Genomic DNA, 11427 nt, shown 5'->3' on the forward strand with positions numbered 1-11427 from the left:
TTTTTTTACAAATATCATCTAGGTCTAAAGTCTAGTTGACAAAACGCACACAAAATCAGTATAGTAAATTTATGAATACAGAAAAGAGGTAAAAAGAGTTTGATTCGCATAAATATGTTCTCTTCAGCGGAAAAAGTCAAAGGTCAAGGAGTGGCTAGTGCTTACCGTGAGCTGATAAATATGCTAGAAAAAAGATTTAGCGATGAATTTATCATTCGTATCAACAATTATCAAGCCTCTGATATTTCACATTACCATACCATCGATCCACTCTTTTATCTTTCTACTTTTTTAAGGAAAACTCGTGGCGTGCGTGTGGGTTATGTGCATTTTTTACCAGAAACCTTACAAGGTAGTATCAAATTACTCCGCCCCCTTCAAGCAATTGTCAATTGGTATGTGACTTCTTTTTACAAGCGGATGGACCAATTAGTAGTTGTGAATCCTAGCTTTATCGATGATTTAGTACGTTTTGGATTAAATCGCGAAAAAATTACTTATATTCCTAACTTCGTATCTAGTCAAACCTTTTATCCACAAGAAGCAAAGACTAAGCAAAGTTTCCGCCAAGAGTTAGGCTACCAAGCAAATGATTTTATCGTGCTTGGGATTGGCCAGATTCAAGAGCGTAAAGGTGTCGATGATTTTATCCAGCTTGCTATCGATAACCCACATATTCAATTTATCTGGGTCGGTGGCTTTTCATTTGGGATGATTACCGATGGCTATGACAAGTACAAAAAAATCGTCAATGAACCACCTGCCAATCTGAAATTCACTGGCATTGTCGACCGTGATCAGATTAATGATTATTATAATTTGGCAGATTTGTTCTTGCTACCTTCTTTTAATGAGCTTTTCCCAATGAGTATTTTGGAAAGTTTCAACTGCCATTTGCCGGTGATGTTGCGTAAATTAGACCTCTATGATGCAGTGATTGCAGATAAATATATTGAGACACGTGATGTGAATGAAATGCATGCCAAGCTTAACGACTACTATCAACATCGCGAAAAGTTACTACCTTACATTGAAAAATCCAAACAAGCGGCCCAGTTTTATTCAGAAGACCATGTGGCGCAAATGTGGTACAAATACTATACCGGCCTCTTAGAAAATCAAGAAATCAACGAACTTCCACCTTTGTAAACAATACAAATTTGGAAGTTTTTTTATACGCAAAAAACCACCCACCCTAAATTTAGGATGAGTGGTTAGGACACAATCAATTATTTTTGGTTGCTCGTATTTTCTTTTGCAGTTTCAACCTTTTTCGCTTCCCAATCTTTCAAAGCTTTATCATATTGTTTGGTTGTGACTGCATCGCCTTGTAATTTCAAGTTTTTATATTTTTGATTTGCTAGACCAACCCAGCTGAATTGACGAGTAAATGGCACTTCTTTAGATACACGAGGCGTTGCACCAAATGCTTGCACTGGAATTTGTAAAGCATTGGCAGCTAACCATGCTTCAGCGTCGGCATAAGCTTCATAACGTTTTTCGATTTGGTCATTGGCTGTGATGGCATCAGCTTTATCCAATAAGGCATCATATTCTGTTAAACCAATTTCTTTTACAACTGCTGCCGATGGATTATCTTTAGCAATTTCAGATGGTTCTAGACCTAAGTTTTGCAATTGGGCACCTGTACGTGAATCATAAATATCTAGATAACTTGATGGATCTTGATAGTCAGGTCCCCAACCAGAAGCAGTCGAAATATCAAAGTCTTGTGCAGCTGCTGTGGTTGCTTGATAAGTTGCCGCATTATAAGCATCATCATTTAATAATTTAATATCGATCACTACATTGTCGCTACCTAATGCACTTTCAACAGAGTGTTTCAATGATTTCGCTTGGTTGACTAACATTTCTGAAGTTTCTGCTTGTGGTAAGTCTAAATGAATTGGGAATTTCACCCCTTGCGCTTCTAATTCAGATTTCGCTTTAGCAAACAATGCTTTAGCTTTACCCACGTTATACCAACCTTCTTGACCATCAGCTAATTTCACATCGCCAAAAGTTTCAGGATCTAAGGCACGTAATTTTTCTTGAACCACTTCACCGTATGTCTTATCGCCTACCATTACGAATTCAGAAGGCGTTAAGATATTGCGGATACCTTTTTCAGAGCCAGATTTACCAACGTTTTGCGCTAAGTAGTCAGCTTTATTTAAGGCAAATTCCATCGCTAAACGGAAATTCTTATTCAAGATAGCTTTTTTCGTATCTGCTTTTTCTTGATCGGTTTTCTTAGATGTCGCATTGTATGATTGACGATCTAAGTTAAAGGTTACATTATAAGTGGTTCCCATTGGTTGAGAGTAGAAGACATTATCGCCATATTTTGCTTCCACATCTTTATAGCCACCTGAGTTAGGGAAAACACGAGCCATTGAATAGTTGCCTTGGTCAAATTCTTTAAATAATGAATCTGGGTTACTACCATCATAGTAAGTAAATTTCACATTATCGATATATACATGTTTTTTATCCCAATAGCTATCATTTTTGCGATATTCAATAACAGATTTAGCAGTATTGTTTACTAAGATATAAGCACCATTATAAAGGATGCTATCGGCGCTAGGTTGACCGAAATCTTTGCCTTTTGATTTTAAGAATTCTTCATTAATTGGATACATGATTCCATAAGTCAATTTAGAATTCCAAAATGTTTCAGGTTTCGCTAAGGTATATTGTAACGTGTAATCATCGACTGCTTTCACACCTACTGAAGCAAAGTCTTTGGTATTCCCTTTAATGTAGTCATCCAATCCTTTGATACTACCTTGAACGACATAAAGCATTTCAGATTTCACTTCAACCGCATGTTTTAACGCAGTTACGAAGTCTTGTGCTCTCACTTCATCATAGTCGTTGCCTTCATTGTCTACCCATTTCACACCTTTACGTAAATGGTAAGTGTAAGTTAAACCATCTTCACTCACTTCCCAAGATTTGGCTAAAGCTGGTTTTAAGTTCCCATATTGGTCATTTTCAAACAAGCCATCCACAAAGTTGGTGAAGTGATCTGAGTTGGTATTACGAGCAGAGAAAGTATAGTCTAAACTATTAATATCTGTGGTATACACATAGTTATAAGTAGAACCATTCTCCCCACTACTTGATTTTTTGTCACCTGAACCACATGCAGCTAACAAAACAGTTGAGCTAAGCAAAAGTGCAGGAACAACTACTTTTTTCATTTTATTGTTCATCGCTTCGTTCCCCTTTCATATTCTCAATTACGCGATAAAGCATTTTCATCATTAAGATTACTTAAGAAAATTATAATTTTATGTTTTCTAAAAGTCAACAAAAATGAATAATATCTAGTTATTAAAAATATTTAGAAAATTCAATATAATAATATTTTATGCGCTTTCTATATTCTCATTAAGTTATCATAATCGTTTTAATTTTTAAGGTAAATTTGTTAGATAACTAGCACGTGTACAGATATCAGCACGCCTTTTATTCTCATAAACAGGATATTAATTATTAAAATTTAACTCATTATCTATTCTTTTATGGGTAGAAAATTCAGCGGTATTTTTCCTCAACTGTCAAAAAACATGATGCTTCAATTGCCTCCTCTTATGAAAGTAACAACTAAAATCATTTTAATCTTACAGCTTGACCGAACGAATATTCTTGTATTATACTTCTCAGGTAGGAATTTGAAAGGAAAAGAAACATGTATCAAAAATTTACCATCCCGCACTCAACAACCATCAAGTGCTTCATCCTCGCCCATCGACAAGGCGATGGCAAAAAAGCAATTATCCAACGTTGTCATGCTTATCTGTCACCCAAGATTCAGCAAAACACACGAGATTTGATTGCATTGCGGAATCAAAAACGACAAAGAGCGAATCAAGCACCGGTCAACGCCAAAGAAGCGCACCAAATCGAACAAATTCTAAGTATCCAGACTTGCGATCAGATTCTATCTTTATACGAAGAAGCCGAAAATCTACAAGGCACGCTTGGTAAGTAAAAACTTTACCAACTCTTTGAAGAGCGCAGCCAATACCTCGAAAAAGTTGAGAAAGTATCGTAAATATTTTATATCTGCCTCTGTAATGAAAACCACATATAAAGTATAATAAAAAAAGAAACGAATACTCAAGTTAATGATTAATGTTGAGTATTCGTTTCAGTATTATTACATCGTATTATTTTTTATGCTCAATTACTTCATTAGCTAATTCATCAATAACAGGATCTTGTAAATAATTTTTTAACGTAACAATTCTTGTATTTGGATGCGCTTGTTTGGTTCTATCAAATAAATCTTGATGAACAACAATAATATCACTATCTTCCGGAACTTCTTCAATGCGATAATTCTTAACCTCAACGTCTTGAATACCAGCTTTTTTCAGTTTTGTTCTAAAGGTTGTTGCTCCTAACGCACTGCTACCCATACCGGCATCACAAGCAAATGAAATTTTATGATAAGATTTATTTTGAACATCATTTGTATTGTTTAAGATATCCTTACCTTCTTTTTTCATTGCTTTTGATTTTTCTGTTGCTAATGTTAATGCGTCATCGTCATCATCTGTAGACTTATCAGCTTTTAATATAACCGAAGTAACTAAGAAAGAAACAAGTGCTGCGGTTGTTACACCGGCAATTACACCTAGGAAATTACCTTTTGGTGTTAAAGCTAAATATGCAAAGATTGAACCTGGACTTGGACCTGCTACTAAACCAACATTAAATAACTGGAATGTAGCAATACCAGTCATAGCACCCGCAATCATACCTAAAATAGTAATCGGTTTCATTAAAACATAAGGGAAGTAAAGTTCATGAATACCACCGAAAAAGTGAATAATGATCGCACCTGGAGCCGTTCTTTTAGCAGCACGTTTACCAAAGAAAGAATATGCCAATAATAATCCTAGACCAGGTCCAGGGTTTGAAGCTACCATGAAATAAATAGATTTACCTGATTGTAGTGTTTGTTGCATACCAAGTGGATAATATACCCCTTGATCAATTACGTTATTTAAGAATAGTACTTTTGCAGGTTCATTAATCAATGAAAGTAAAGGTAAGAATCCAGTAGATACCAACGCTTCAATCGCATTCGTAACAAATTCATTTGCAACTTGAATTGTTGGACCTATTATTTTGAAAGAAAACAACATCAATACAAAACCAATAATTCCAATTGTAAAGTTGTTAATGACCATTTCAAAACCAGCAGGAATCTTGTCTTCTAAGAATTTATCAGTTTTTTTCATAATCCATCCGCCAAGTGGCCCAACAATCATTGCGCCCATAAACATTGGAATATCTGAACCGATAATTAAACCAATAGTACCAATTGTCCCTAATACAGCTCCACGTTGTCCTCCAACCATTCGTCCACCACTATATGCTAATAGTAGAGGTAACAAATAAGTAATAGTTGGGCTTACTAGTTGATTAAATTCCTTATTTGGAATCCAACCCTTTGGAATAAATAAAGCCGTTACAATCCCCCAAGCAATGAATGCACCAATATTAGGCAAAACCATATTAGTCAAAAATCCACCAAATGCCTGGACTTTTGCTCTAGCATTGGATTTTTTATCTTTTTGAGACATTTCCATATTATACATTCCCTTCTATTCATTTTCTTCTATGATATTTATTAATTCCTCTTTTGTATGAACTTTTAATATTTTATTGTATATATCCACATCGCTTAGTAACATTGCTAACTCAGAAATCAACTCTAAATGTCCATCTGATGAATTTGCTGCTAGAACAAAAAATTGGTAAACAGAATCTCCATTAGGAAATACGACAGGCTTAGATAAGTTCAGGAAACTTATCCCTATACCATGACTTCCGTATTCAAATCTAGCATGAGGCATTGCAATATTTGGTAGTATAATAATATAGCTACCATTTTCAATGACATTGTTAATCATTGCATCTATATAAGATTTTTCTATAATATCCGCCTTCAATAGAGGTTGTGCAGCTAAATTTATGGCTTCTTTCCAATCGGAGACATCTGAAACAAATTGAATATTATCTTTTAAATAATCACTTAACATCTTCAAAGTCCCCTTTATACAATTCTATTTGCTTTACTACTTTTGTTTTTAATTTTAAATCAATACCTGAATATTTATCAATAGCTGATGAAACACCATTACTATGAATATCTTCCTGTAATAATTTTGCTTCTTCGTCATTTTCATTCTTAAAGCAATATGCAGCTGCAATAACTTTTACTCCAAATTGTACAGGGTATTCATGTATAGACAACCAATTCGGCACGGTCACAATCCGCTCATTCATACCAAGTTTTCGAATAGGTGATCTTCCTACTCTAGATACATCATCAGATAATTGTGGATTAGAAAATCTGCGTAGTGTTTTTTCTACAAATTCTTCTAGATCCTTTCTATCCATCTGATAATTTTCCACAAAATAAATCAAATTTTCGTCTAAAAAACCATTCACTGTATTAACAATGTGTTCATCATTTAACGCATTTTGTACTGTTTGATAATGGCTTAGGTTTGCTAGATAAGCAATTGCTGCATGAGCTCCATTTACAAGATATAGTTTTCTTTCAATGAATGGCTTTAGATCATCTACATATGTTGCACCATCAATTTTGTTTTCTTCACCGTACCATGAACTTCCATCAATTAGCCACTCAAAATAAGGTTCAACAACTGCTATACTCTTTTCATTCTCTATTCTAGAAAGCGACTGACGATCGATTGCAGTATTAACAAATCGATAATTTTGATCAAACAACCGCTTATCTCCATCTCCTAAACATGAATAAATTAAATCCTTTAATTTAGAGCTAGCATTGATTGCATTTTCATTTGCCAAAATATTTATTTTAGCAGATTTATAATTTGCTCGATTTACCAGTGCTTCTCTTAGAAATTTACTAATAGATTCAAAATTTTGAATTCCAACTGATGTAGTGATAATATCTGCATCAATGATAGCATCAAAGATTTCTTTCTTTTCTTTCATCAAGTTTAAAGCCGAAACATTAGTTACAAGCTCAATTCTCTTAGGATTATCTAATATTTCAACTGGATATGAATGGTCTTCATTTACCTGTTGGATAACGTTTTCATTTAAATCAACAAAAACAACTTGATACCCACTTTCGCAAAGTACTTTACCAATAAAACCTCGACCAATATTTCCAGCGCCAAAATGAACTGCAAGTTTCAAAATCCTCACCTACTCTAAATTTGCATGATATTGCCATAAGTCTTTCATATCAATATTTTTTTCTTTAACCATTTGAAGTGCAATTGTGTCACCTAATAACAGTAGCGCTTGTTCAAATAAACTTGTCATTGGTTGGACTGAAGAAATTTCATCAGGCAAATATAGTTTTGTTTGTACGGGAATTCTGACAAACAAATCACTAAACTCTTTCATGCTGCTATTAGGATTTGATCCGATATGAGCTACTTTTGCATTGAACTTTTTAGCCTTTTTTGCAATTGCCAAAGGAACAGCACTTTCACCACTACCCGAACCAACAATTAATAAATCTTTTTCAGTAATTGCTGGCTCAGTAATTTGACCAACAACATAAGTACGAACACCCAAATGAGCTAATCTTTTCGCAATTGCTTCCAAAGATAACAACACTCTTCCTACACCTACAAAGAATACTTTATCTGCATTTTCAATTAGTTTAATAAATTTTGATACTTGTTCTTCTGAAACACTATCTAAAGTATTTGATAATTCCTTGATAATTTGTCTGTGTGATTCTTGATATGTCATTTGCTACCAATCCCTTTCTCAACTTCAGATAAAACTGATTTAACGTTTTCTTCTAAAGTGAATCCTTTTTTAAATAAACTAGTACTACCTAAAACAAGATTTGTTGCACCAGCTTGAACTAGATTAGCAATCGTATCTGTTGAAACTCTACCATCAACCTGTATATCAACATCTAGATTCGAACCTTTAATTTTTTGATTCAATTCATTTATTTTTGTCAAAGCATATGCAACTTGTTTTTCATTCTTATTCGTAGCAAACCCAGGATTGATTAACATTAAGCAAACTAAATCAACTTGAGGTAAGATATAATCTAATACATTAAGTGAAGTTGCTGGATTTAATGCAATTCCTACCTTTGTATCAGATTGTTTAATTAATTGAATATAACGATCAATATGCAAACTTGTCTCAAAATGGAAAGTAATGCTTTGTACACCAATTTTCAACATTTCCTGAATAAAATATTCATTATTCACTGACATTATATGGACATCAAAGTTCATATCAGTCACTTCACGAAGCCGCTTAATTGTCTCTATCCCCAAAGGCATGCTAGGACTAAAACTTCCATCAATCACATCAATATGTAGAGTATCTAATCCTGCATCTTCCAGTTTTTTTACTTCTTTTTCTAAATTAACTAAGTCGGCACACATAATGGAAGGTGATAATGTAATACGACTAACCAAAAGAACCACTTCCTACTAATTATTTTGCATATTAGAAATTGAATTGCGCAATCACTTTTTCTAATTTACAAACACATTGTAATCGTTACATTTCATAAAGTCAAGCATAAGAACGCAAATATAATTATTTTTCTTGCACGTTTATGCGCGTATAAGTGTTTTTTTAGATTGCTTTTGACAAAATAAAGCATAAATGAGAAAATGATAATTGGGGTGAAGGATGTATGTTAAAAGAAGAACGTCAAAAAAAAATTTTAGAAATACTCGCTGTAGAACAAAAAGTAATAGCCAGTGATTTAAGTCAACGATTATCAGTTTCAGAAGATACTATTCGGAGAGATTTAAGAGAGTTAGACACACAACACTTATTAAAAAGAGTGCATAGTGGCGCTATTAATGTAGGACCACCAGTTACAGATTTTTCATATCGCCAAAATCTTAATACGGATAAAAAGAAAAATCTTGCAAGTAAAGCATTGCCTTTTTTAAAAGAGAATAGTGTCATTATCATCGATGGTAGTACCACTAATTTATCTTTAGTACAGTCAATTCCTACAGACTTCAAAGCCACAATCATTACAAACAGTCCACCTATTGCTATGGAACTAGCAAATTTTAAGAATATCGACGTTATCAACATAGGTGGCCAATTTTATAAGCAATCTATGATCAATGTAGGGGTACAGACTTATAAGGAGCTTGAACATTTAAGAGCAGATTTATATATAATGGGAATTTATAACATTGATCTAGAAAATGGAACAAGTGTACCAACAGTCCCCGAAGCTGAAATAAAGCGACAAATGTGTAAAATTTCAAGTGAAGTATTAGGTATGATAACTAATGATAAGTTTGAGACAGTTAGCAACGCCATTGTCGGACCTGTTGAGGATTTAAGTGTACTCATCTCTGAAAATATCCCTTCTAAAATAAAAAGAGCATACAATCAAAAAAATATCATTTTAATTGATTAACTAAACAATCAAAACAGCCTATCCGAGCAGTATCGAGTAGGCTGTTGTTGGTTTATCCTTGCTTTTTGAAAAATTCCTGAAAAACCGGCCGTAATTTTTTGCGATAGTACGACCGATTTTGGCGCGAACCTTGATTTTTTGCCAAGAGACAATTTAAATATTTTTGATGTTTATCTGATAGTTCTTCACAAAATTTATCCAAATAAAGATGAAAATCCGAATCATCCTCAAAACTCAAAGACTCAATAAAAGAAAATAATTGCTCATCCTCACAAGCATCTTCATGTAAGGTCTTCTCATGACGGATACAATCCAAAATCCGCCATTTCAAATGCTGATAGATATAAGGTAACGGACAATGCAACTCAAACTCCTCTAGAGAATCATATTCACATGCCAGCTTCCATAAGGCGATGCAAACCTCTTGAAAGTAATCGTCATATTGATTATGCGTCGGATAAATATGCAAATTCCAAAGCACTTTTCGCTCCAGCGCCTCATATTTTCTGATGACATCACTTACAAATGGTTTACCTAAACTTTTATCATTCATTTCCTCACTCCTTATTGTGCATCCATCCCCCCATCTAGATTAGCCGGCATATCTGTTGGTGAAATTTCAAAACATTTTTGCTTTCATCTATAATAACGATTTCAAAAAGTAAAATGTCAAAAAATTCCATAAACTTTTTTTCAATTTTTCTATTAATGATGAATAAGCTCTTTTTAAAAGAACAAAAGCCAACAATAATCCACAAAGTAACTATTTTATATTTTTTTCACATAAAAATGACAGTATTATTATATACATACTTTACAAGTTATGAAAACCCCTTCTTTTTAAATAATATCTGTTTACTTAATCCCTATTTACTACCTACAAATAAAAAAAATCCATCGCTGTTTTTAAAAATACATAATGATATTCTATATCTAAAAAATCATTGTTATTATCAATAATATAAATAAATTAAATAATTTATCAACAAAAATATTTTATCTTTTAATAATTAGTATTTTATTGAATCTAATGAATAATGAAATTCTCAATAACTCAGAAATTTTCGACTTGTATAAATAGAAATGTTTTCTCATAATTAAAATATATATGGTTATCGTTTTCTAAAACAAACTATTCCTTATCAATTAGATAGAATAAAATAAAATATATAAGAATATTATTAACTTCAACAAAATATTCATTTTACCAATGATTTTTTTAGTCATTAGTGATAAAATAGATAAGTCATAAAATTGAAAGGATGATGTCAATGAAACTCTTGAGACGCTATTTTTTCTTCATCTTTTTATCCCAAATTTGGTTAGCAGGAATTTTGGTATTAGGACTAGAAGCTATTACTAAGCAATATCTACCACAAGAATATCTCTTCACTGTGACTTCATGGTACCAGACAGTTAGCATCATATATTTGGCATCTGTCCTCTTGTACGAATTGTTTTTAATGACCACCCAAGACAGTGTCGTATCATTAGTTTATATGACGAATTTCGTGGCACTGATTTTACTCTCGCCTTTTAATACCATAGCTGATCCATATAAACAAGCCCTACTCATGACAAATGGACACCCGATAATCAATCTCATCTTACTCATTGGCATTTATCTAGCTATTCGTTTTCACTTTATCCAAATCAATATTCAATTGGTCCCTGAATTATTCAATCATCCTGAAACATTTCAGCGTTTAATGACTGTTGAAGAAAAGCAAACCTTGCAGATGGCTTCCCATACCGTTTCGCGGATTTCATTTCGCTTTACCAATCCAGTGATGAGCTTTTTCTTCTCGCCACCAACTATCAGCAAAGTATTAGACTAACCTTCACAAAAAAGACCCATACCTTTTTGATATGTACCCTCTTTACTGGACAAACAGTAAGGAGGGTATTTTTATGCGCTACAGCTATGAGTACAAAAGAAAATGTGTGGAAATGTATCGTAAAGGTATTTTACCTGA

The 11427-nt window shown here is 33.3% G+C and carries 11 protein-coding genes; 4 read left to right on the forward strand and 7 right to left on the reverse strand.

All coding sequences use genetic code 11. From position 1 onward, the window contains the following. Positions 1 to 99 precede the first annotated feature (99 nt). Entirely contained in the window at positions 100 to 1149 is a 1050-nt protein-coding gene (locus ACTQZM_RS09060) for a glycosyltransferase family 4 protein (protein ID WP_441653556.1), read from the forward strand. 80 nt (positions 1150 to 1229) lie between these two features. Here the strand turns inward: ACTQZM_RS09060 and ACTQZM_RS09065 are convergent, their stop codons facing one another. Then, the gene (locus tag ACTQZM_RS09065) at positions 1230 to 3221 is read right to left on the reverse strand and encodes a peptide ABC transporter substrate-binding protein (RefSeq protein ID WP_441653557.1); all 1992 of its coding nucleotides are present in this window, start codon (positions 3219 to 3221) and stop codon (positions 1230 to 1232) included. 479 nt (positions 3222 to 3700) lie between these two features. Between ACTQZM_RS09065 and ACTQZM_RS09070 the strand changes: the two genes are divergently transcribed. Continuing rightward, complete coding sequence (locus ACTQZM_RS09070) at positions 3701 to 4003, forward strand: hypothetical protein (RefSeq protein ID WP_441653558.1); 303 nt, start codon at positions 3701 to 3703, stop codon at positions 4001 to 4003. Positions 4004 to 4181: 178 nt separating this feature from the next. On the opposite strand, the gene ACTQZM_RS09075 is transcribed toward ACTQZM_RS09070, so the two are convergent. Genes ACTQZM_RS09075 through ACTQZM_RS09095 form a run of 5 tightly spaced genes read right to left on the reverse strand, consistent with a single transcriptional unit; the run spans position 4182 to position 8477 of the window. Continuing rightward, the gene (locus tag ACTQZM_RS09075; protein WP_441653559.1) at positions 4182 to 5612 is read right to left on the reverse strand and encodes a PTS mannitol transporter subunit IICB; all 1431 of its coding nucleotides are present in this window, start codon (positions 5610 to 5612) and stop codon (positions 4182 to 4184) included. Positions 5613 to 5627: 15 nt separating this feature from the next. Further along, complete coding sequence (locus tag ACTQZM_RS09080) at positions 5628 to 6065, reverse strand: PTS sugar transporter subunit IIA (protein ID WP_441653560.1); 438 nt, start codon at positions 6063 to 6065, stop codon at positions 5628 to 5630. Continuing rightward, positions 6055 to 7218 carry a mannitol-1-phosphate 5-dehydrogenase gene (locus tag ACTQZM_RS09085; RefSeq protein ID WP_287852646.1) on the reverse strand — a complete coding sequence of 388 codons (1164 nt, stop codon included), beginning with the start codon at positions 7216 to 7218 and terminating at the stop codon, positions 6055 to 6057. Before ACTQZM_RS09085 ends, ACTQZM_RS09080 begins: the two co-directional genes overlap by 11 nt. Before the next feature lie 9 nt (positions 7219 to 7227). Next, entirely contained in the window at positions 7228 to 7785 is a 558-nt protein-coding gene (gene hxlB, locus ACTQZM_RS09090) for a 6-phospho-3-hexuloisomerase (RefSeq protein WP_441653561.1), read from the reverse strand. After that, on the reverse strand, positions 7782 to 8477 hold the full coding sequence (locus ACTQZM_RS09095; RefSeq protein WP_248625337.1) for a ribulose-phosphate 3-epimerase: 696 nt from the start codon (positions 8475 to 8477) through the stop codon (positions 7782 to 7784). The genes hxlB and ACTQZM_RS09095 overlap by 4 nt, the downstream gene beginning before the upstream one ends. A 224-nt stretch (positions 8478 to 8701) precedes the next feature. Here ACTQZM_RS09095 and ACTQZM_RS09100 point away from each other — a divergent pair, with 224 nt between their 5' ends. Further along, positions 8702 to 9451, forward strand: a complete 750-nt coding sequence (locus ACTQZM_RS09100; RefSeq protein WP_248625339.1) for a DeoR/GlpR family DNA-binding transcription regulator — start codon at positions 8702 to 8704, stop codon at positions 9449 to 9451. A 52-nt stretch (positions 9452 to 9503) separates the two neighbouring features. Here ACTQZM_RS09100 and ACTQZM_RS09105 read toward each other — a convergent pair whose 3' ends face one another. Further along, entirely contained in the window at positions 9504 to 10004 is a 501-nt protein-coding gene (locus tag ACTQZM_RS09105; RefSeq protein WP_441653562.1) for a sigma-70 family RNA polymerase sigma factor, read from the reverse strand. Between the two features lie 718 nt (positions 10005 to 10722). On the opposite strand from ACTQZM_RS09105, the gene ACTQZM_RS09110 reads away from it, so the two are divergent. After that, a complete protein-coding gene (locus tag ACTQZM_RS09110) occupies positions 10723 to 11289 on the forward strand; it encodes a hypothetical protein (RefSeq protein ID WP_441653563.1) in 567 nt (188 codons plus the stop codon). The last annotated feature ends 138 nt before the right edge of the window (positions 11290 to 11427 follow it).

The organism is Enterococcus cecorum, from assembly GCF_052119425.1.
GTDB classification, from domain to species: domain Bacteria; phylum Bacillota; class Bacilli; order Lactobacillales; family Enterococcaceae; genus Enterococcus_E; species Enterococcus_E cecorum_C.

Bases quoted from the DNA above. Each gene is read 5' to 3' on its own strand.
- ACTQZM_RS09065 (WP_441653557.1), bottom strand. From the start codon at position 3,221: ATGAACAATAAAATGAAAAAAGTAGTTGTTCCTGCACTTTTGCTTAGC.
- ACTQZM_RS09075 (WP_441653559.1), bottom strand. From the start codon at position 5,612: ATGGAAATGTCTCAAAAAGATAAAAAATCCAATGCTAGAGCAAAAGTC.
- ACTQZM_RS09070 (WP_441653558.1), top strand. From the start codon at position 3,701: ATGTATCAAAAATTTACCATCCCGCACTCAACAACCATCAAGTGCTTC.
- ACTQZM_RS09105 (WP_441653562.1), bottom strand. From the start codon at position 10,004: ATGAATGATAAAAGTTTAGGTAAACCATTTGTAAGTGATGTCATCAGA.
- ACTQZM_RS09080 (WP_441653560.1), bottom strand. From the start codon at position 6,065: ATGTTAAGTGATTATTTAAAAGATAATATTCAATTTGTTTCAGATGTC.
- ACTQZM_RS09100 (WP_248625339.1), top strand. From the start codon at position 8,702: ATGTTAAAAGAAGAACGTCAAAAAAAAATTTTAGAAATACTCGCTGTA.
- hxlB (WP_441653561.1), bottom strand. From the start codon at position 7,785: ATGACATATCAAGAATCACACAGACAAATTATCAAGGAATTATCAAAT.
- ACTQZM_RS09110 (WP_441653563.1), top strand. From the start codon at position 10,723: ATGAAACTCTTGAGACGCTATTTTTTCTTCATCTTTTTATCCCAAATT.